The organism is Adhaeribacter soli (assembly GCF_008727925.1).
Classification (GTDB): Bacteria; Bacteroidota; Bacteroidia; order Cytophagales; family Hymenobacteraceae; genus Adhaeribacter_A; species Adhaeribacter_A soli.
In genome coordinates this window covers 263,643-285,390 of the sequence record NZ_VTWT01000005.1, presented here as the reverse complement: position 1 = coordinate 285,390, position 21,748 = coordinate 263,643, and the positions used below count along the sequence as shown (strand labels likewise).

Here is a 21,748-nt window from a genome sequence, read left to right as displayed (position 1 = left end):
ATTCCTTAAGTTGACGGTGTAGGGTTTAAACCCTACGCTACAAAATAGCACATCAGCACATTAAAAAATTAGCACATTAAAAAAATGTCCGATCTGAAAGCCCGCGTAAAGCAACTTGCCTCTGAATTTGCTTCCGAAACCGTTAATATCCACCAGCACCTGCACGCCAATCCCGAACTTTCTTTCCAGGAATTTCAGACTTCGGCATTTGTAAAAAATACGCTGCAAAGCTACGGACTGGAAGCGGAAACCATGGCCGGAACCGGTCTGGTGGTATTGCTGAAAGGCCGGAACCCGGAGAAAAAAGTAATTGCCCTGCGCGCCGATCTGGATGCTTTACCCATTTTTGAAAAGAACGAAGTAAACTACAAGTCTAAAAACGAAGGGGTGATGCATGCTTGCGGCCACGATGCGCATACGGCTTCTTTATTAGGAACAGCCCGCATTTTAAGCCAGCTCAGGGAAGAATTCGAAGGAACGGTAAAACTCATTTTTCAGCCGGGGGAAGAAAAGTTTCCGGGAGGCGCGAGCCTGATGATAAAAGAAGGCGTTTTGCAGAATCCGGTGCCGGAAGCTATTTTAGGCCAACACGTTTTTCCGCTTTTGGAAACCGGCAAAGTAGGTTTCCGGAGCGGCATGTACATGGCCAGTGCTGATGAGATCTATGTAACCGTACGCGGCAAAGGCGGTCACGCGGCCATTCCGGAAATGAACATCGACCCGGTGTTGATCTCAGCACATATTCTGGTGGCTTTGCAGCAGATCGTGAGTCGGGTTGCCAGTCCCAAAATTCCGACGGTTTTATCTTTCGGGAAAGTGCAGGCCAACGGCGCTACGAACGTAATTCCCGACGAAGTGAAAATGGAAGGCACCTTCCGGACGATGAACGAAAAATGGCGGGCCGAAGCGCACGTTAAAATGAAAAAAATGGCGGAGGAAATGGCCGAAGCCATGGGCGGCAGCTGTGAATTTACGATCCTGAAAGGCTATCCATTTCTGCAGAACGAACCGGAACTGACGGCCAAAGCCCGCGAAGCTGCGGAGCAATATTTAGGCGCAGAAAACGTGGTAGATCTGGATCTGTGGTTGGCAGCGGAAGACTTTGCTTATTATTCCCAGGAAACGGCCGCCTGTTTTTACCGCTTAGGCACCCGCAACGAAAGCCGCGGCATTGTTTCTTCCGTGCACACGCCAACCTTCGATATCGATGAAAATGCCCTGGAAATTGGCAGCGGTTTAATGGCCTGGCTGGCCCTGGAACAATTGAAATAAGCAGCTGAAATAAAAAAAACATCCGGATACCGAAAATGGTACCCGGATGCCCTGAAAAACTAAAATACTACCAAAGCTTTTTTTTTTGCAGCTTTCTTACACCCTGGCCTGTCCCCTGACAGGCCGGAATATTGCGGCTCACTTCTGGAAGCCAACCCAACCTATCAAATATTTTACCTTAATTAATCGCTTTTGGGAAGCTTATGCACAAGGCTCATAGCTGCAGTGCTTCCGGCCTGTCGGGGGACAGGCCGGGGTGGAAAGGGGTAGAGAGCTGAAATAAAAAGCATCCGGATGCCGCAAAAGGATATCCGGATGCCCTTGAAAAACTATAATACTGCCAAATTATTTTTGCAGCTTCCTTTTAAACGTAAAGGTGTAGAAGGGATTGCCGCCGGTTATTTCATCCGGAACGCCCGCCGGAATAATGGCCGTGGAGCTGTTCACGAGTTCGAAGCCTTGCTGGTTCAGGTTTTCCATTTCCCGGAGGATAGGAGCCAGGTCATAGCGTTGTTCGGTTTTCTCCCGGTGGAATTCCCGTTGCTGGGTAGGGTTGGAGCCCACCGTTAAGCTGATGTAATTCCTTTTTCCATCCTGAAAAACGTTTAGCACGGCATAATCTTCGGTCCGGGCCGGGGCAGCTTTTTCAGTTGAAATAAAGCCCACCAGCCCTGCAATTCCTATCAGACTTGTAATTATCGGAATCAGGATCTTTTGCATAGAACAGCAGTTTTAAATGCAACAAGATCAGAAGCAATTTGTTGCTGTTCTCAGGTAAATTAAATTCCCAGTTCCACCTGGAAACGCCAGATCCAGGCATCTCGATTGCTGCGTTCAACCGTCAGGTTTTCCCGCTCCTGATAGGTCAGGTCACTCTGCAATTTAATGCGGTGCCACCGGTAATAATAGTTGCCTACAAGGGTGTATTCCTTCGTTTGCAAGGCCAGTTCATCCACTTTTTCGTTGGGTTTTACAAAAGCGTAACGGCCACCGATCTCGAAATGATTGCGGAACTGGTAACTCAGCTGGGTATTCAAACCATAACCGGTAAGCACGTACCGTACCTGACTGAAATCAGGGTTAAAGGTTAACGGACGGGTAGCATCGCGGTTCATATATTCGGTATAAAAGGCAATGCCTTGGTATTTCAGCAAGGCGTCCAGTTCGTAGGTCCGGATGTCTGTAGAACTAAAAAGATCCCGGCCTATCTGGCCACCGGTGCGGGTCGCGTTTTCGTTATAGGAAGCCATGCCACCGATGGATAATTTCGGGGTTTCTTCAAACGCCCAGTCGCCTTCAAAATAATCGCCGTCGTATTTGAATTTGCCGAAAGGCAGCACTTCGCCGCGCACGGTATACGCCAGGCCAACGCCCCGGTCGAAGGTGTTGCGGCCGTCGCCGGTAGTTACCGCAGCCAGTAAGTTCACGCCCACGTTCCCAATGCTTTCTTTTAAGGAGCCATGAAAACCAAAATCGCGGTCAAGATTAAAGGTAGAGTTTACAATGGAACGGTCTACGAATTGCTGTTCGCCGGAAGAAATTACCCGCTGACGGTTGCCCGGCAGTTTCGTCTGGCCGAAACCGATCCGCAATGCCGGCAGGAAACGGTAGAATACCACCGCATCGAGGATAATTTGCGGGTTCGGGGAATTCGCTAAATCCATGTCGGAAGGGGAAAAGCCTAACTGTAAATTATAGGTCAGCTTTTGGGATTTCAGGTAACCGGAAGTCCTTAGGCGAAGGCGGCGCACCAAGCCGCTTTGCCTTGCCAGATCAGCATCGGAGCCGGATTCGGTGGCCAGTTCTACGCGGTTCTGCATCCGGAAGCGCAAGTGCATCGCGCTGCTGCTGTCCTGAGTCATAAACCGGATGCCGTTCACGTCGTGAAAAGAAACATCGATGGGTTGGATGCTGCCGGTCTGGGCCAGAGCCGGAAGCGAAGAAATTAAAACAAACAGCAAGGGGAGCAGGTAACGGTGTCGCATCATCAAGTTCAGGATTGCCGGAAGATCCGGCTAAAAACGAAGAAAATTCAGCCGGCAAAATTAGAGTTCTTTCCCGAAGCATAAACCCCGGAATTGCCAAATTGTTAAGTTTTGCTGAAATTTCCGGCAATGGTTCCCTTTACTGCGTATGTTGCTGTTGAAAATGCTATCCGTTATGAATAAAAAACTGGTTCTGGTTTTAGGTTTGTGGTTTTTGAATGTGGCCTTTGCCGAAGCTCAGGTAAAAAAAGTGAAATCCGATCCGCTGATCTGGACCGACCTGCAGGCTGATTTCTATTTAAAAAACAAGGGCTTTTTCTTTTTCCGTAACCAGTGGCGCCACAACACCGATTCCGATTTTCCGGGGCTGAAAGAATCCGGCGCGTTAAGTAAATTCTACCAGGTATACGTACTGGCCGGTTATGAGCAACGCTTCACCGAGAAGTGGAGCGGCAGCCTTTTTGCCCGCTACACCTTCGATACTTTCAACGATAATCAGATCTACCAGGCGGCTTTGCGGCACAACGGAAAAATCGGCGAAACCAGTTTTATCAAGCGTCTGGCTTACGATTACATCCGTCCGGAATTTGGCGACAGCCGCGGCCGTATTCGCCCTAGCGTGGCACTGGAACGGAATTTTAAACTCGGTAACCACACGCTTCGGCCGCACCTTTCCTATGAGTTATTCTTTTACCAGGATTTCAAAGAGGAAGATCCGCTGATCGAAACCCGCACTGTAGACCGCTCCCGGTTACGCATTGCCGCCAGCTATAAAGTTACCCCGTACCTGTGGCTTACGCCTTACTTCACCAAACAAACCGAATACTACTACGTGCTCGATACCTTTACCGGCGAAGATGATGATCAGGGCAACCCGATCATCAAAGAAAAAGGCGGCAAACGCAACCGCATCGACCCGATCTTCGGGTTCGACATTCGGTTCATTATCCGGGGTAAAAACACCTCCGACGAAACCGTACCGCAGCTCTCTTCCCTGAACGATGCTGCCGGCAACTAATCGGCTAAAAATACTGTTGGTTAAATAAACGCCGGAAATAGTAATTACCGGAAATAGTAATTAAAAGTGCCCTTGTCTTTCTGACAGTCCGGCTTGGTAAAAGTGGCAGTGTTTTTGCCTCTTGACAAAAACCCAATTACATTTTATATTCGTAAAATCCTGAATGTAACGGTAGGATTATAACCGGAAAACTCAAGGCTTATTTTGTTGATAGTCAATATTAACGGATACCTTTATTTACAACTATAGCGGTAAAGCCGTATAAAAACCGGTCTGATTTTTGCAAAAAAGGCAAACAGAATAAATACCGGTTTAATTTGAAGCACTATATACCAGATTAACTATCTCATCGTTTTATTTCCGGATGCCTTAACAGCTTCCGGTTTAAGAAAAGAAATTTGTTAAACTGAAAATAAAAAGTAAAAACAGAAACGTAAAAAATGGAAGCAAGAAAATTCATCCTTGGCCTTATGATGTCAGCCACCATGGGAGGCGGCATGGCCATCGGGGGTTACAAGCTCCTGGAAGAAGAAAAACAACCCCTCGCACAGACTGCTGTCGGCAATAACGTTCGCTACACCAGCATGATGCGCAACAGCGATGTAGTAGTGCCGGAAGGCCTGAACTTTGTGAATGCTGCTGCCAGCGTTACGCCGGCTGTGGTGCACGTTCAAACCGAATATAACCGTCCGCAAAGCCAGGCTTACGGCCAGATGGACCCGCTCCTGCGCCAGTTCTTCGGCGATAGTTTCGGCGGTTTTCAGCAGCGGCCGCAAGGTCCGGCCCAGGGCTCTGGTTCCGGGGTGATAATCGCGTCGAACGGCTACATTGTAACGAACAACCACGTAATTGATAAAGCCGATAAAATTAAAGTTGTACTGGATGACAAACGTGAACTGGAAGCAACCTTAGTAGGTACCGACCCGAACACCGATCTGGCGGTACTGAAAGTGAACGCCGACAACCTGCCGGCCATCCGTTACGGAAACTCCGATAACGTGCGAGTAGGCGAGTGGGTGCTGGCGGTAGGTAACCCCTTCAACCTGAACTCTACGGTTACCGCCGGTATCGTAAGTGCCAAAGGCCGGAACATCAATATTCTGCGAAACAAAGACAACATGGGCGTTGAGTCTTTTATTCAGACCGATGCCGCGGTGAACCCTGGTAACTCCGGTGGTGCGCTCGTAAACCTGAACGGCGATCTGGTTGGTATCAATACGGCTATTGCCACGCAAACCGGTTCTTATTCCGGCTACTCTTTCGCGGTGCCAACTTCCATCGTAAGTAAAGTGGTGGATGACCTGTTGAAATACGGCGAAGTGCAGCGTGCCTTACTGGGCGTGAGCATCCGCGAAGTGGACGCTACCCTGGCAGCTGAGAAGAAGATCAATACCCTGAACGGCGTGTACGTAATGGGCCTGAATAAAGGCAGCGCTGCTTCGGAAGCCGGGCTGGAAGAAGGCGACGTAATTACGAAGATCAACGGCGTGAACGTGAATACTTCGGCCCAGCTGCAGGAGCAGGTAGCCCGGTTCCGTCCCGGCGATAAGATCAAAGTAACTTTCCTCCGCGACAACAAAGAGAAAACCGTTAACGCCACGCTCCGCAACAAAATGAACGATACCGAAATTGTTCGTTACGATCCGGGCAAGGAAATTGAGATTGACGGCGCGAAGTTCAAGCCTTTAACCAAACAGGAACTGAGCAAATTCGACTTGGAAGGCGGCGTGAAGATTGACGACGTAAAGAACAGCAAGTTCCGCGAATCCGGTATGAAAGACGGCTTCATAATTCTGCAGATCGATAAAACGGACGTGAAAACACCGAAAGACGTAGAAAAACTGCTGAATGACCGCAAAGGCGGTATCCTGATCGGCGGGATTTATCCGGACGGTCGTCAGGCCTTCTATGCGCTGCACCGCTAAGATGTAACAGCACTAAAATAACCCGAAAAGGCTTCTGCAAATTGCAGGAGCCTTTTTGTTTATGTAGCTTTGCAATTAGTCGATTTGGAGATTTGAAAATTTGAAGATTTGAAAATTTGAAAATGGTAGGGTTTCCCCGGAAAAACCTGCTGATTTTCACTGGCGCAAATCTTTTTCACTGGCGCAAGTGTTAAGCGAAAGCGTCACTTGGGCCTGAAGAACAAAAGCCAGTCTCCGGACTGGCGAAAGCAGGTAACTAAGATATTACATTCCCGAAAAGTCCTCCCCTGTTTTTAGGGGAGGATTTAGGAGGGGTAAGACTTCCACCTGTTCATAGGCCCAAGTGACGCTTTCGATTAACACTTGCGCCAGCGAAATTTTTTAAGTAATTCATTAGCAATTAATAATCAGCAATAAACCATTCAATAATATGAAAGACACCATTGCAAACGCACCTATGACGGCTGCCATCAGCGAAATGCTGCAGCAACTGGGCATTAAAGAAGTAAACCCGGCTTACAGCACCGGCCTGAACTGGGGTGGACAAAATAACAAGCACGTACGGGAGATCTACTCGCCGGCCGACGGTAATTTAATTGCCAGTGTGCACATGGCTACTGCCGAAGATTACGACAACGTAATTGCAACCGCAGAGCAGGCTTTTAAAGTGTGGCGCAAAGTGCCGGCTCCGAAGCGTGGTGAAATTGTTCGCCAGATCGGAAACAAGCTCCGCGAAAACAAAGAAGCGCTGGGCAAACTGGTAAGCTACGAGATGGGTAAAATTCTGCAGGAAGGCTTAGGCGAAGTGCAGGAAATGATTGACATCTGTGACTTCGCGGTTGGTCTGTCCCGTCAGTTGCAGGGTTCTACTTTGCACTCCGAGCGCCCTTCGCACCGCATGTACGATCAGTACCATCCGCTGGGCGTGGTAGGCGTAATTTCGGCCTTCAACTTCCCGGTAGCGGTTTGGAGCTGGAACGCCATGCTGGCAGCCGTTTGCGGCGACGTAACGGTATGGAAACCATCTGAAAAAACACCGCTTACGGCTATTGCCTGTCAGCACATCATCCGTGAAGTACTGGCGGCCAACGAACTGCCGGAAGGCATCTTCTCAGTGATCATCGGCGATGCAGAAATCGGTAGCAAAATGGCGCACGATACCCGCGTGCCGTTGGTATCTGCAACCGGTTCTACCCGCATGGGCAAGAAAGTAGGCGAGGCCGTTGGCGCCCGTTTAGGCAAATCGTTACTGGAGCTGGGCGGCAACAATGCCATTATCATGACCGAACATGCCGATATCGAAATGGCATTACGCGCGGTAGTATTTGGTGCCGTTGGTACTTGCGGTCAGCGTTGCACGTCAACCCGTCGTTTAATTATTCACGATTCTATTTACAACGAAGTAAGAGATCGTCTGCTGAAGATCTATCCGAACCTGCCAATTGGTAACCCGCTGAATGCCGGTACTTTGGTTGGTCCGCTGATCGATAAGCATGCCGTAGATATGTTCCTGAACGCACTGGAATCGGTACAGAAAGAAGGCGGAAAACTGCTGGTTGGTGGCGATATCCTTTCCGGCGAAGGCTACGAAACCGGTACTTACGTAACGCCGGCTATTGTAGAAGCTGAAAATCACTACCACATGGTGCAGGAAGAAACCTTTGCGCCGATCCTGTACTTAATTAAATACAGCGGTTCAGTAGAAAACGCCATCGAAATTCAGAACGGGGTGAAGCAAGGTTTATCTTCTTCTATCTTCTCTACCAACATGCTCGAAACCGAAGCATTCGTAAGCCACTGGGGTTCCGATTGCGGTATTGCCAACGTAAACATCGGTACTTCCGGTGCAGAAATTGGCGGTGCTTTTGGCGGAGAAAAAGATACCGGCGGCGGCCGCGAATCCGGTTCCGATGCCTGGAGAATTTACATGCGTCGCCAGACGAACACGATCAATTTCAGCCGCGAATTACCGCTGGCCCAAGGCATCGAGTTCAAGATCATGGACTAAAACGCTAGCATTTTAAGCTAAAAAAGGAAAGCCGCCCGGAAGAAATTCGGGGCGGCTTTTTTATTGAGTTTTTTACTGCCGTTGTTGGTGTTTTCACCAACAACTTTCCTCCGAACAGTTCTTCTGAACAATTTCGGTTGTTGGTGAAAACACCAACAACGGCAGCGGAGCTAAATATTTTGCTCTTTTCGCTCTTCCGGATTTACAATCCGGAAGTACAGTAGCCGCGGATTTGTAATCCGCCTTGCACGGTGGTTAGCTATAAAATGCTATTCCTGTCAGAATAAAAGTCGAATTGCAAATCCTTTCAATAAGTGTTTTCGGATTACAAATCCGAAAGAGCAAGAAATCAGCAATCAACAATCAACAATCAATAATTCTACCGGATCGCTTCCCGTAGAAAATCATTCACCGGTTTGCCGGCGTGGTAGTATTCCATGAGCAGGTCCGGCAGGTTCTCTTCCAGGATCAGATTAGGGTCGATATCGGCGGAATAGAAAAATTGCTTATTGGCGATAAGGGGTTGTTCTTCGTAGAGGTCGCGGAGTTCTTTGGGAATTACCTTGTTGCGTTCGCCCTGCAGACAGCCGTATTTTTGCACGAAAGCTTCTTCGCAAACAATACTGTTAAAGCGTTCCATTTCATCTTCGATGTGGTGGCGCACGCGGGTCAGGTTATCTTTTTCCAGGTCGTAAGTGCCGCCGCCAACCGTAATTTTTTCTGGGGAAATGCGGAAGAAAAAGCCCGGGCATTCTTTCGATTTTTTGCCGCCGTGCGAAATATTGGCGGACATGTGCGTGTTGAAAGGCGTTTTATCGCGGGAGAAGCGGGTGTCCTTCTGAATCCGGAACATGGCATCGGTAACCGGAATCCGAAGTTCCTTGTCAATCATGCTGATCCGGTCGATCATTTCCTGCACTAACTCTTTAAAGGGGCGTTTTACAGCTTCGTCGTATAAAGAGCGGTTGTCTTCAAACCATTCCTGATTATTATTTCCGGAAAGCTGTTCAAAGAACCGGAAAAAATCGGCAGTGAAATAAGGCATTGTTTTAACGTTCGACATAATATTTTCAAGCCTTAAAGTAAGTGAACTTATGCCTAAAAATACTTAACCTTTTCTACATTGTAAACAAGAAATTCAACTTTTTACTTCCTGGCCGATAAAAAACGGAATTTCACGGTGTTGTCAGGTATGTTAGCTAAGGAAAGAAGACCGGTGTAAAAACAGTTGCTGCCGGAAGCTGCGCCTTGATGTGGCCCTTTCGAAAGGCTAAAGGAATGAATAACGAAAAGGTGTTTTTGAAAGGGAAGTTCAGGACTTCTTCTGATAAGCTTCGGCTGCTTTCCTGATCAGTTTAAGCGCTTGCGGCGGACCGTGCTTGCCCACTACCTTAAATTCCCGGCCCATGCCTTCGTTATACGCCTTAAAGAAGTGTTCAATTTCCTCGAGCAAAGGTTTAGGAAGATCGTGCAGGGTTTTAATGCCTTTATGCATGCGAACGTTTTCCGATACCGCCAATAGCCGGTCATTCCTCACGGTATTACCGTCTTCGGTTTGTTCGGCTTCTATTACGCCAATAGCCCGGGCCTCTACCAGACAGCCGGTAAAAACGGGCTCATCCATTAAAAGTAAAACATCCAGCGGGTCGCCGTCTTCCGCTAAGGTGTTGGGCAAAAAACCGAAATCGAAAGGGAAGAAGCTGCCCTCGGGCAATACATTTTTAAACTTGAACAGCAGCAGTTTTTCGTCGAACGAAAATTTGTTGCGGCTGCCTTTCGGTGTTTCGATGATCACGTTCAGCGTATCGGTTTTCGGATCGGTAGGGGGTAATTGGAGGTAAGGCGAAGTCATGGTTTTCGGATGATTAGCCATCCCTATACTTCGCCAGAAGTGAGCGGGTTTAAGATTGCTTTAAGAAAGTTTACGGGAAATGGTGTGACAGGAAAATAACCCACCCCTAACCCCTCCGGGGAGGGGAATTCTTCCTCGATAACTATTCAGATAGATTTTTAAATTATTTCCAATTACGATGTACTTAAAGAGTAAGCTGAAAGCAATTGCAATGTTCGGTAAATTCCCCTCCCCGGAGGGGTTAGAGTGGGCTCCTTAAGAATAAAAATTACAGCTGAAAAATAACCGGAAGGATCATTTTCTGACGGATCGACTGGCCGTTGTATTGCGCCGGTATCCATTTCGGGCCTTTTTCAATTAAGCGGATCGCTTCTTCGTCCAGGCCGCTGCCCATTTTCTGAATAACTTTCAGGTTGCTCAGGCTGCCGTCTTTTTCCACCACAAACTCTACCATTACGCGGCCCTGCACCTGGTTCTTGCGTGCCTTGGCCGGGTACTTCTGGTTTTGCTTCAGGTACACAAAAAAGTCTTCGGTGCCTATTTCAGGACGGGCGGCCATTTCAGGAGTTACGCGTTTCAGGTTAGGGTCTTCGGCAGGCGGTGCATCGGGGGAAGTGTTCGAGGCGGTGGCGGCCGGCGTAGTGGGTTGTACGGGCATGGTGAACAGCAGCGGCATGGTAATTTTCTGGCGCACGGTTTGCCCGTTGTGTTTGGCCGGTTCCCATTTCGGGCTGTTCTTAATTACGCGTAACGCCTCAGAATTACACGATTCGTCGAGACCTTTTACAATTTCCGGGTTCGATACCGAACCGTTCTTTTCCACAATAAACGATACTTCTACCGTGCCCTGGGTTTTGTTGCGGAGCGAAAAAGTAGGGTAGGTCAGGTTCTTGCTGATATAGTCCTGAAAGCCGCTGTAACCGCCTTTGGGCTGGGCGGGGTATTCCACCGCTTCGTAAACCGGTTCTCTTCCCTGGCCGAAAGCACAGGGGGCAGCAAAAGTTAAAATACCAATGAGGAGGCCAAAGGCCAGATTTTTGTTCAATGACGTTGCGATAGAATTTTTCATGTTAACTCAACTGCTTTTTCTTTCCGGATGAATATATCACAATGCAAACTTAATGCTGTTTTGTGTTCCTGAACACACAATTCCTTAAAATTAATAAAAAAACCTAAATTTGTGTATGGCAACAGAAGACAAAGAATTATTGAACTCCTCCAAAGCCCCGGAACCGGTTGGCTTGTACCCGCACGCCCGCCGGGTGGGTAATCTTTTATTTTTATCGGGCGTTGGTCCGCGCGAACGCGGCATGAAGAAAATTCCGGGTGTAGAGCTCGATGAAAACGGCAACATTCTTTCTTACGACATCGAAGCGCAATGCCATTCGGTTTTCCGCAACGTGCGCTACATTCTGGAAGATTCCGGCTCCAGCTGGGACAAACTGGTAGACGTAACTGTTTTTCTGACCAACATGAAAGACGATTTTAAAACGTACAACCGCATTTACGCCGAATATTTTAAAGACAACCAGCCTTGCCGCACCACGGTAGAAATTAACTGCCTGCCTACGCCTATCGGCATCGAGCTGAAGTGTATTGCTACGATCGATTAGTAGCAGGTATCAGGTAGCAAGTATCAGGTATCTGGTATCTGGATTTTTAATCTCAGTAGCTTAGGGTTTAAACTCTGGGCTACTGAGATTTTTTTTCTCCGCTACGGAAGGATTTTTTCTTTTCATACTTTTTCGGCCGGAAACCATAGGGTTTAGTAGCTTTGTACATGAACCATTCTGAAATTTCAACTCCGGAAACTACCTTTAAGAAACGCCAGCACGATTTTGCTTCTCTGGAAAATACGTTCCGGCGGAAAGCCAACCAGATTTCGCTGGTGCGGCTAAGCGTTTTTCTGACAGGTGCTGCTTTGGCTGGTTGGTGCTTTTATACCGGTAATGATGCGTGGGGCTTTCTGGTAATCATGGTTTTTTATCTTGGATTTGGTTTCCTTGTCCGGTTGCACAGCCGCTTGCAATACCAGCAGGAACATAACCGTATTTTAAGCCTGATAAACGCCGAAGAAATCTCCCGGCTTCAGGGCAAGCTTTCCATTTTCGACGACGGTTCTCGCTATAAAGACAATCAGCATTACTACACATCCGATCTGGATGTTTTTGGTTCGCATTCGCTGTATGGTTTGGTAAGCCGGGCGGTTACCGTTTCCGGGAAAAATACGCTGGCCCGATGGCTGCAGCAGGCGGCGGCAAAACCCGAGATTTTAGCGCGACAGGAAGCGGTGCAGGAAATACTGCCGGAGCTGGAATGGCGGCAGCAACTCGAAGCCAAAGCCCGGCATTACAAACGCAAAACCGACCACCTGCCCGACTTCCTGAACTGGCTGGCGCAACCCGGCTTTTTTGCCCAACGCAAATGGCTTTTGGGGCTTACTTTTTTGCTGCCTTTGGTTACCATTTCGGCCATTGGTCTGTGGTACTTCGATCTGCTTTCGGGCTATGTAGCGGGCGCGCTGGCGTTTGTGCAGTACCTTTTTCATGCAACCTTCAAAAAAGCCAAAGATGAAATTCAGGATAAATCCGAAGACCTGCACAAAGAGGTAGCCGGCTACGTTTCGGCGCTGGAACACATCGAAAACCGGGAATTCAGCAGCGCAAAATTAAGGCAGGTGCAGGCCAGACTTTATCTGAACCAGGTTCCTGCTTCTGCTTCCATCAAACGCTTGGCTACCATTCTGGATTACCTTTCGGCCACGCAAAATGTTTATTTGAACCTGCTGGTAAACAGCCTGCTGATGTGGGATTTTTTCTGGCTCTGGCAACTCGATAACTGGAAACAAAAATCGGCGCCCTTATTTGAACCGGCCGTGCTGACCTTAGCCGAAGTGGAATGCTTAGCCAGTTTTGCCGCTTTTCAATATGCTAACCCGGGGTACGCGGTGCCGGAAATCAGTGACGAACCGTTTGAAATTTCTACATCGGAATTGGGGCACCCGCTTATTTTTGTTTCCGAACGCATCACCAATTCTTTCACCACTTCCGGCGCCGGAAAAAGCCTGATCATTACCGGTTCCAACATGTCCGGCAAGAGTACTTTCCTCCGCACGGTAGGTTTGAACATGGTGCTTGCTTATGCCGGCTCAGCGGTTTGTGCGCAACGGTTTAAAGCGTACCCGATGCAGGTTTTCACGGCCATGCGCACCGAAGACAACTTAGCCGAAAGCACTTCTTCCTTTTATGCCGAACTGAAACGCCTGAAAATGCTACTGGATCTGACGGAAAAACCCGAACCGGTCTTTTATTTCCTCGATGAAATTCTGAAAGGCACCAATTCCAAAGACCGGCATTTAGGTGCCGTAGCGCTAGTAAAACAATTGCACCAGCGGCAGGCCAGCGGCATGGTTTCCACCCACGATCTGGAGCTAGGCAACTTGGAAAACGAAATGCCGGGCTCGGTTAAGAACTACAGTTTCAACAGCCGCATAGAAGGCGATAAGATCATATTCGACTACAAACTTACTCCGGGAGTATGCGGCAGTTTCAATGCCAGTAAGCTTATGCAGCTGATGGGAATTGCGATTGAGGAAGCGTAGGAAATGGTAGAAGTTGGCAAAGCTGGTCTGCTGTAAGGCGATTTTGGTTTTTCATAGCTTTTAACCACCCCCAGCCCCTCCTTGAAAAAAGGAGGGGAGCTTGTTTCTGCTAAGTTCTTATCTTTTTGAGCCTTTATTTCTGCAATTTTTGTCAGCCAGCTATTAGTACCAAATTTAAAATTCTGCAGGCAGCAGCTCCCCTCCTTTTTTCAAGGAGGGGCTGGGGGTGGTTGTTTACTCCAACAAAAAAGCCCCGGAACTTCCGGGGCTTTTTTGTTCTGCTGATATACTCATGGAGAATAGCACATTAGCACATTAAATCATTAGCTCATTAACCAGCTTTCTCATCCTTCAGCGTGCGGCCGAGCCAGTCGAAGAAGACGCGCTGCCATAGTACGCTGTTTTGCGGTTTCATTACCCAGTGGCCTTCCTGCGGGAAGTACAGAAAACGGCTCGGGATGTTCTGCAATTGCGCCACGTTGAAAGCTTCCATGCCCTGGTTGATCGGTACGCGGAAATCCTTTTCGCCGTGAATTACCAGAATAGGGGTGTCCCAGTTTTTGACGAATTTATGCGGGCTGAATTGTTCGAAGCTTTTGCTTGGGTTCTTGTCGTAGTAGCCATTACCGATGTCGTGTTTGGCAAAGAACATTTCTTCGGTGGTGCCATACCAGCTGTCTAAATTGAACAGGCCGCAATGCGAAATAAAGGTCTTGAAACGCTTGTTGTGCATACCGGCCAACTGGTAAACCGAATAACCGCCGTAGCTCGCGCCAACCGCGCCGAGTTTGTCTTTATCCACGTAAGGCTCTTTGCTCATGTCGTCGATAGCCGTCAGGTAATCTTTGATTGGCTGACCGCCCCAGTCGCCGCTGATGCTGTTGTTCCACTCTGTGCCGAAGCCCGGCAAACCACGGCGGTTTGGCGCTACTACAATGTAACCATTAGCGGCCATCAGTTGGAAGTTCCAGCGGTAAGAGAAGCTCTGGGAAACCGGGCTTTGCGGACCGCCTTGACAGTAAAGCAGGGTAGGGTATTTCTTTTTCGGGTCGAAATCCGGCGGGTAAATGATCCAGCTCAGCAGGTCTTTGTTGTCGGTGGTTTTGGCGGTGCGCGCTACCACTTTGCCCAGTTTCAGTTTGCTCAGCATTTCGGTGTTGATGCTGGTAAGCGGGGTTTCCTTGGCGTCCTTCATGCTTACCAGTACCAGTTCGGCCGGCTGGCTCATGCTGGTTTTGTTTACAATAAAATTCTGCCCGGCAATATCCAATGCGTTGTAGTTGAACTGGCCGGTAGAGAACTGCTTCACGGCTTTGTCTTTCACATCGGCTACGAAGATCTGCTGCGTGCCTTTCAGGGTGCTGGTGAAGTATATCTTTTTGCCGTCGTTCGACCAGGTAATGCCGGAGGCCGATTGCTCGGTAGAAGGCGTAATTTCTTCTTTTTTATTCGACTCGAAATCGTAAACGAAGATCCGGTTGCGGTCCGATTCGAAACCCGGCGTAGCCATGCTTAGCCAGGCTATTTTTTTACCGTCCGGGCTGTAAACCGGCTCGGTGTCGTAGCCCATCATGCCTTCGGAAAGGTTGCGCGTCTGGCCGGACTTGAGGTCGTACAGGTAAATGTCGGAATTGGTGGATACCGCGTAGGATTTACCGCTTTCTTTTTTGCTGGTATAGGCAATAGTATTGCCGTCCGGGCTGAAGGTAAGCTGCTCTACGCCGCCGTGCGGCATGAGCGGAGCATCGAACGGTTCGCCTTTCATGATATCCTTCGGTTCGGAAGTTAAGGCGCCGTCTTTGTAGCCGGCGTAAAATACGTGGCTTACCTTAAAGTCGTCCCACTCGTTCCAGTGGCGGTACATCAGGTCGTCTACAATGCGGGCATCGGCCTTGGGCAGGTCCGGGTAAATTTCCTTTACTTCCTTGCCATTCTTCACGTCTTGGGTAAACAGCACGTGGTTCATGGCTTTGGCGTATTTGAAGTTGGCAATGCCTTCTTTCAGATCGGTGATCTTCTTTTTATCGGAGCCGTCCGGGTTCATTTCGTAGAGCTGCACGGTACCGCTTTCGGCCGAAAGAAAGGCGATCTTTTTGCCGTCCGGGCGCCAGGTTACGTTAAATTCGCTGGCTTTGGTATCAGTCAGCTTTTTGGCCGGTCCGCCGTTTGCCGGAATCAAGTAAATGTCGGCGTTGCCTTTGTTTTCTTTCAGGTCGTAGTAGGTAACGGTGTACACTACAGACTTTTTATCGGGCGAAACGTCGGTATCGCCTAAACGGCCGAACTGCCAGAGCAGCTCCGGCGTAAGGGTTTGCTGGGCCTGCAGCGCGGAAAGGGGAAGGAACAGCGCGGCGGCAAGGATCAGTTTTTTCATCTATTTCAATAGCAATTTAAAGTCCTAAGTTAGAAGGTTTTTGCCAGAAACGGGAATAGAAATTTCCCGTACTTAAAAAATGTCTGCTTCCGGACAAAACAGACAAGGCGGAACACTTTTTTCGCATTATTTCCTAGCCTTTTGCAGCGGAAGAGGCTACGGAGAGGGCATTCCCGGCAAGATGAAAACGGAACTTGCAATAGAATATTGGAATAATTGTTTTTTATATAAGGCTTTTTTTTAAGTTTGCCCCGTGACTTTAAATCTGATAAAACTATGCGCTTAGTAGCCAATATACCTCACGAAGATGTACGGATCTCGGTTTTTGCCTGGAACGATAAATTCCTGGTAAAATTTGAAAAGGCCGGAATGGAGCAAACCTATAAAATTGCCGAAATCGATATCCCCGGCGACGGCGATTTGGAAAAAATGCTGGACGAAGAATTTATTGATACCGTTCTGGAGAATTTTCAGCGGATGGGCAAAAGCTGGAAAGAAGCCCAGGAGCGGATGGATACGCTTTAAGCCTGGTAAGGAATTTTTACAGAGGAGCCTGCTTTATGCAGGCTTTTTTGTTGAAGTTCCTTTAATTGTCGTTGCTATTATTTGTTATTGTAGCTTGATTTTGTTTCTTTGTTAAGCATTCCTTACATAGCGTTTGCCTTATTAAACGAATAATCTATAGTATATGAAAAAGCTAATTATAGCAGCCTTAGCCTTCGTGTCATTTAATTCCTATGCCCAAACTGCTGATCTAAAACCAAATTCTAAAATAGCGCTTGGTGTTTCCTTTTCTCCCGATTATTCCTATCGTACATTAAAATCTGATGCAGACAGTAAATGGATTATCGATATTCGCGAAGAGGTAGAAAGTGCTAAACTTGGTTATACTACCGGTGCTAATGCGCTCATCAATTTAAGCAATCGGTTCTCGTTAGAAACAGGGTTGCTTTTTTCTGATAAGGGTTACAAGGCAAAGGTAAAATATATTGTAACTGAACCCGATCCAAATGCTCCTGAGTCGGCAAAGCATAATTATCGTTATTTAACCCTGGATGTGCCTCTTAAGGTAAATTATTACATAACTACCGGGAAGATCAAAGCTTTTGCGTCGGTCGGAAGTTCAGCAAACTTCTTTATGACTGTAAAGCGAACGTCAACTTATGAGTACGCGAATGGGAAAACAGAAAAGAAAACGGTGCCCGCCTCAGATTTTGGTTATGAAAAAGTAGATATTGCGGCGTTGGCAAGCGTGGGAGTTGATTACGCGTTAACAGAAAACCTGCTTCTCCGGGTAGAACCCATTTACCGTCGGTCTGTTACCTCTATTACCAAACTTCCTATTGACGGATACCTGTATTCAGCTGGATTGAATCTTGGTGTTTTTATGAAGTTGTAAATTCTTTAGAATCAAAGTAAGAAGGTCTGCCTCTTTTCGGAAGCAGGCCTTTTTGATTTAATATTGTATCGTTTTAGCAAGGGAAAATTCATCTGTTTCTGTAATTTTACTAAAACAGGCAATTTAATTTTCGCACCTTTACCATTTTTAGAAAAAATCCAATCAATTATTATTTTTCTTGTAACTTATTGCTGAAAGAAATAGAAGGAATCTTGGTGTTGTGTGTTAAATTTGAATTTGCAAAACTTTATACAGTCAGAAAAAGGCACATATTTAAGGCACATATTTAATGCAGAATAATGTAAATCGAATCGATTATTTAGATTCAGTAAGGGGGATTGCTGCCATGATGGTGGTGGTCTATCATTTTATTGGCTGGAAATGGGGCGAAAAGGTTTATTATAATCTAGGCTCCCTGGTGTTTAACGGTAGCGATGCTGTTTCCTTGTTTTTTGTGCTAAGCGGGTTTGTTCTTTCCTTTAAGTATTTACACACCGCAGAAGAAATTAATATAGAAAAATATGTATATAACCGGGTGCTCCGGATTTACCCGGCGTTCGTTTTTACCGTTCTTTTGAATTTTCTTTACTGGAACCGTCATAACCTGGATGTAAACCTTCTGGCAGATATTTTTTATGCAAACAGCCAATCGCTTTGGCAGGAATTGGTATTGGTACGACATGCTCATAAATTTTACATACCTGGCTGGACATTAGGTATTGAAATGGCACTGTCGTTGCTTATGCCTTTGTTGGTGGCAGGTGCCAGAAAGGACATAAAATATGTTGCCTGGCTAATTCCGATTTCAATTTTTATCGGTGGCGGCTTTATTTCAATGTTTGTTTTTCACTTTTGTTTAGGTGTTATTCTGGCCTATTTTTATAACCAAATCAGAGAATTTAATTTCCGCGAGCATAAGCTTTATCCATTCAGGTTTTTGTTATTATTCGCCGTATTCCTGCTTTTCTCGATACGCCACCTTGAGCGAATTTGGCCTTTCGGCGAAACCTACCATAAATATGCAAAGCTTTATAACGTTGATTTCTTTCATATAACCGGCTTTGCTTCCTTCCTTATTCTGGCTTGGATAATTAATAGCAAAAGTGCCCAGAAGGTGCTTGCCATTAAGCCTTTAGTTTTTTTAGGGAAAATTTCTTACAGTGTTTACTTAATGCACTGGCTTATTGTTGTAATCGTAATGGAAAAATGGGACTGGATCAACGACATCTTTAAGAACCGTACTATTACCTTTTCGGTAATGTTGCCTGTAACTATTATTGCAACCCTTATTTCAGCCACAATTGTTTATAATCTGATTGAAAAGCGATTCATTAAACTTTCCAGAAAGGTTAACAAAACTCCTCAAAAAGTATTGGTTTAAAAGAAATACTTTTTGTATCGCCTCTTTTCGCAATTATTGTCTTAATGCAAAAAAGGTCTGCCTCTTTTCAGAAGCAGACCTTTTTACTTTAAAATAGTAGCGTTTTCGGGAAATTAACCGATCTGAACACGTTTGAATTCAGAAACAGTTAAGCCTTTAGTCTTGCTATCCAGTAATTTAGCGATTGTCATAGATGGGTCTTTAACAAATTCCTGGTTCAGCAAAGTAGAATCTTTGTAGAATTTGTTCAGTTTGCCTTGCGCAATTTTTTCCAGCATTTCTTCCGGCTTACCTTCTGCACGGGCCTGCTCTTTACCGATCTCGATCTCACGGGCAATGGTAGCAGCATCAACGCCGTCTTTGTCAACCGCGATTGGCTTCATAGCAGCGATCTGCATGGCTACGTCTTTACCAACTTCCTGTACATCGGCACCGTTTACGTTTTTCAGGCCTACTAATACGCCTAATTTACCGTTAGAGTGGTTGTAAGCAACTACCTGGTCAGCAGTAACGGTTTCGTAAGAAACTACATCGATCTTCTCACCAATTTTACCCATCAGGTCAGTGATGTGGTCGTTCAGGGAACGTCCGTCAGCCTGAGGAGCAGCCAGTAATTCTTCTTTGGTGCCAGCGTTGGTAGAAACAGCTGCATCCAGAACGGCTTTCGCCAGATTTTTGAAATCTTCTACTTTAGAAACCGGCTCGGTTTCGCAAGCTAAAGCAATAACTTTACCGGTTGTACCTTCAGCATTTACCTGCGTTAACACAATGCCTTCAGAAGTTGCGTTGTCAGCGCGTTTGCTGGCAATCTTCTGGCCTTGCTTCCGTAGAATATCTACCGCGGCTTCCATGTCGCCGTTGGCTTCGGAAAGGGCTTTCTTGCAGTCCATCATACCGGCGCCGGTCATTTGTCTCAGTTTGTTAACGTCTTGTGCTGTAATAGCCATGTTTTTTTTAATTAGAAATTAAAAATTAGAAATTCTGTTTCTGGGTTGGTCCTGTACCGTTTTCCGGTAATTCGGGCGCAAAGATAATAAAAAAAGGGAACAGGGTTGCACGGCAGCCGCTGTTCCCTTTTGGGATATCTAAATAAAGGCAGGTACAAGACCTGCCTCTACTAATTACTCTGCAGCGATTTTTTCAGCAATACCAGCTTCGTCAGCTTGCTTGCGGTCTGCATCTTCTTTGTCGATCTTACGCTCAGACAGGCCTTCTTCAATGGCTTTGCCAATTACGCCTACGATCAGGGCAATAGATTTTGAAGCATCGTCGTTTGCCGGGATCGGGAAATCAACTAATTCAGGGTTAGAGTTGGTATCGCAAACTGCGAAAACCGGTAAACCTAACTTCTGGGCTTCTTTAATGGCAATGTGCTCACGCTTTACGTCAACTACGAATAAGGCAGCTGGTAAACGGGAAAGATCAGCAATACCACCCAAAACGCGACCTAATTTCTCACGCTCGCGGGTAAGCATTAAACGCTCACGCTTGGCGATGTTAGAAACCATTAACGGGTCTTTCATCATTTTGTCGATGGTAGCCATTTTCTTTAACGACTTACGAACCGTAGCAAAGTTGGTAAGCATACCACCTAACCAACGATCGGTAACGTAAGGCATTTTCAGTCTTTTCGCTTCGTCGGCAACAATTTCCTGCGCTTGCTTTTTGGTAGCAACGAACATGATCTTGCGGCCGGATTTGGCGATCTGACGGATAGCAGCAGCAGCTTCGTCTAAGGCTACAACTGTTTTATTTAAATCGATAATGTGGATGCCGTTTTTCTCCATGAAAATGTACGGCGCCATTTTCGGATCCCACTTGCGGGTAAGGTGGCCAAAGTGCACACCGGCATCAAGTAATTGTTTATAATTTGTAGTTGCCATTCTTCTAAGTACTCTTTAAGATTAACGCTTGCTGAACTGGAACGATCTTCTCGCTTTTCTTTTACCGAATTTCTTACGCTCCACCATACGTGGGTCACGCGTAATGAAACCTTCTTTCTTCAGTGCCGGACGAACTTCCGCATTTTCTTCGATCAGGGCTTTGGTGATCGCTAAACGGATCGCTTCTGCCTGGCCGCTGATGCCGCCGCCTTTAACGTTAACTTTAACATCGTATTTTCCAACTGCTTCCAAGGTAGCAAATGGCTGGTTCACGATGGTTTGTAGTACTTCGTTCGGAAAGTATACTTTTATATCTCTATCGTTAATAGTGATATTCCCTTGCCCAGACGTCATGTAAACACGCGCCACCGAGGTTTTTCTTCTACCAGATGTGTTGAGAATTTCCATTAATGGTTAATTATAGATTGATTTTTAAAGTTTTAGGTTGTTGTGCTTCGTGCGGATGCTCGGCACCTTCGTAAACGAACAGGTTGCGGAACTGCTCGCGGCCCAGACGGGTGCGTGGCAACATACCTCTTACAGCACGCTCAATTACCATGTTTGGCGATTTAGCCATTAATTCACGAACAGTAGTATGTTTCTGACCACCTGGGTAACCAGAGTGCGTTACATATACCTTGTTGTTCATCTTTTTACCCGTTACCCGCAGGTTTTTAGAGTTGATCACGATCACGTTGTCGCCGCAATCGGAGTTCGGGGTGAAAGATGGCTTGTGCTTGCCACGCAGAACGTTGGCAATCTGGCTCGCTACGCGGCCTAAAGTGGCGTCTCCGGCGTCTATCACTACCCAACCTTTATTAGCGGTCGCTTTATTAACTGATAGCGTCTTATAACTTAAGTGGTCCATTAGTTATGGTTAATTGTTTATAAATGAGTTATTTCACTCCCAATAAATCGAAAATGAGGTGCAAAGTTAAGCCTTTTTATCGGATTTGCAAATTGCTGAGAATTAAAATGTTTTAATGAAACTGGTTAATTGTTATTGGCATTGTCGTTGTTTGTTAGCGGAAATCCAATAACTTCGAATTT

19 protein-coding genes are annotated in these 21,748 nt (G+C 46.8%); 9 read left to right on the top strand and 10 right to left on the bottom strand.

Annotation, left to right across the window (positions count from 1 at the left end; translation table 11 throughout):
• Positions 1 to 84 precede the first annotated feature (84 nt).
• Positions 85 to 1,272 (top strand): M20 metallopeptidase family protein, encoded by a 1,188-nt coding sequence (locus tag F0P94_RS10810; RefSeq protein ID WP_150903896.1) that lies wholly within the window; start codon positions 85 to 87, stop codon positions 1,270 to 1,272.
• A 345-nt stretch (positions 1,273 to 1,617) separates the two neighbouring features.
• Here F0P94_RS10810 and F0P94_RS10805 read toward each other — a convergent pair whose 3' ends face one another.
• Both F0P94_RS10805 and F0P94_RS10800 read right to left on the bottom strand, forming a co-directional pair.
• The gene (locus F0P94_RS10805; protein ID WP_150903895.1) at positions 1,618 to 1,992 is read right to left on the bottom strand and encodes a hypothetical protein; all 375 of its coding nucleotides are present in this window, start codon (positions 1,990 to 1,992) and stop codon (positions 1,618 to 1,620) included.
• Positions 1,993 to 2,051: 59 nt separating this feature from the next.
• Complete coding sequence (locus F0P94_RS10800) at positions 2,052 to 3,260, bottom strand: porin (RefSeq protein ID WP_150903894.1); 1,209 nt, start codon at positions 3,258 to 3,260, stop codon at positions 2,052 to 2,054.
• 172 nt (positions 3,261 to 3,432) lie between these two features.
• On the opposite strand from F0P94_RS10800, the gene F0P94_RS10795 reads away from it, so the two are divergent.
• From F0P94_RS10795 to amaB, 3 genes are all read left to right on the top strand, one after another.
• Entirely contained in the window at positions 3,433 to 4,275 is an 843-nt protein-coding gene (locus F0P94_RS10795; RefSeq protein ID WP_191907013.1) for a DUF2490 domain-containing protein, read from the top strand.
• Between the two features lie 440 nt (positions 4,276 to 4,715).
• Entirely contained in the window at positions 4,716 to 6,200 is a 1,485-nt protein-coding gene (locus F0P94_RS10790; protein ID WP_150903892.1) for a Do family serine endopeptidase, read from the top strand.
• 430 nt (positions 6,201 to 6,630) lie between these two features.
• Positions 6,631 to 8,208, top strand: a complete 1,578-nt coding sequence (gene amaB, locus F0P94_RS10785) for an L-piperidine-6-carboxylate dehydrogenase (protein ID WP_191907012.1) — start codon at positions 6,631 to 6,633, stop codon at positions 8,206 to 8,208.
• Between the two features lie 379 nt (positions 8,209 to 8,587).
• Here the strand turns inward: amaB and F0P94_RS10780 are convergent, their stop codons facing one another.
• From F0P94_RS10780 to F0P94_RS10770, 3 genes are all read right to left on the bottom strand, one after another.
• On the bottom strand, positions 8,588 to 9,253 hold the full coding sequence (locus F0P94_RS10780) for a DUF2461 domain-containing protein (RefSeq protein WP_191907011.1): 666 nt from the start codon (positions 9,251 to 9,253) through the stop codon (positions 8,588 to 8,590).
• Between the two features lie 267 nt (positions 9,254 to 9,520).
• Entirely contained in the window at positions 9,521 to 10,060 is a 540-nt protein-coding gene (locus tag F0P94_RS10775) for an inorganic diphosphatase (RefSeq protein WP_150903890.1), read from the bottom strand.
• Between the two features lie 268 nt (positions 10,061 to 10,328).
• A complete protein-coding gene (locus tag F0P94_RS10770; RefSeq protein ID WP_150903889.1) occupies positions 10,329 to 11,129 on the bottom strand; it encodes an energy transducer TonB in 801 nt (266 codons plus the stop codon).
• A 115-nt stretch (positions 11,130 to 11,244) separates the two neighbouring features.
• Between F0P94_RS10770 and F0P94_RS10765 the strand changes: the two genes are divergently transcribed.
• Together F0P94_RS10765 and F0P94_RS10760 are read left to right on the top strand one after the other, a co-directional pair.
• The gene (locus F0P94_RS10765) at positions 11,245 to 11,673 is read left to right on the top strand and encodes a RidA family protein (RefSeq protein WP_150903888.1); all 429 of its coding nucleotides are present in this window, start codon (positions 11,245 to 11,247) and stop codon (positions 11,671 to 11,673) included.
• 167 nt (positions 11,674 to 11,840) lie between these two features.
• A complete protein-coding gene (locus tag F0P94_RS10760; RefSeq protein ID WP_150903887.1) occupies positions 11,841 to 13,661 on the top strand; it encodes a MutS-related protein in 1,821 nt (606 codons plus the stop codon).
• Positions 13,662 to 13,992: 331 nt separating this feature from the next.
• Here the strand turns inward: F0P94_RS10760 and F0P94_RS10755 are convergent, their stop codons facing one another.
• Positions 13,993 to 16,035: a S9 family peptidase gene (locus F0P94_RS10755; protein ID WP_150903886.1), complete on the bottom strand. Its 2,043-nt coding sequence runs from the start codon at positions 16,033 to 16,035 to the stop codon at positions 13,993 to 13,995.
• 276 nt (positions 16,036 to 16,311) lie between these two features.
• Between F0P94_RS10755 and F0P94_RS10750 the strand changes: the two genes are divergently transcribed.
• From F0P94_RS10750 to F0P94_RS10740, 3 genes are all read left to right on the top strand, one after another.
• Positions 16,312 to 16,560, top strand: coding sequence for a hypothetical protein (locus F0P94_RS10750; protein ID WP_150903885.1), 249 nt, complete (start codon positions 16,312 to 16,314; stop codon positions 16,558 to 16,560).
• Positions 16,561 to 16,723: 163 nt separating this feature from the next.
• Complete coding sequence (locus F0P94_RS10745; protein WP_150903884.1) at positions 16,724 to 17,434, top strand: outer membrane beta-barrel protein; 711 nt, start codon at positions 16,724 to 16,726, stop codon at positions 17,432 to 17,434.
• 289 nt (positions 17,435 to 17,723) lie between these two features.
• The gene (locus F0P94_RS10740; protein ID WP_150903883.1) at positions 17,724 to 18,815 is read left to right on the top strand and encodes an acyltransferase family protein; all 1,092 of its coding nucleotides are present in this window, start codon (positions 17,724 to 17,726) and stop codon (positions 18,813 to 18,815) included.
• A gap of 113 nt (positions 18,816 to 18,928) precedes the next feature.
• Here the strand turns inward: F0P94_RS10740 and tsf are convergent, their stop codons facing one another.
• The 4 genes from tsf to rplM form a co-directional block, all read right to left on the bottom strand.
• Entirely contained in the window at positions 18,929 to 19,762 is an 834-nt protein-coding gene (gene tsf / locus F0P94_RS10735; RefSeq protein WP_150903882.1) for a translation elongation factor Ts, read from the bottom strand.
• Between the two features lie 174 nt (positions 19,763 to 19,936).
• On the bottom strand, positions 19,937 to 20,698 hold the full coding sequence (rpsB, locus tag F0P94_RS10730) for a 30S ribosomal protein S2 (protein WP_150903881.1): 762 nt from the start codon (positions 20,696 to 20,698) through the stop codon (positions 19,937 to 19,939).
• Between the two features lie 21 nt (positions 20,699 to 20,719).
• Positions 20,720 to 21,106, bottom strand: coding sequence for a 30S ribosomal protein S9 (rpsI, locus tag F0P94_RS10725; RefSeq protein ID WP_150903880.1), 387 nt, complete (start codon positions 21,104 to 21,106; stop codon positions 20,720 to 20,722).
• A gap of 10 nt (positions 21,107 to 21,116) precedes the next feature.
• Complete coding sequence (gene rplM, locus F0P94_RS10720; RefSeq protein ID WP_150903879.1) at positions 21,117 to 21,566, bottom strand: 50S ribosomal protein L13; 450 nt, start codon at positions 21,564 to 21,566, stop codon at positions 21,117 to 21,119.
• Positions 21,567 to 21,748 lie beyond the last annotated feature (182 nt).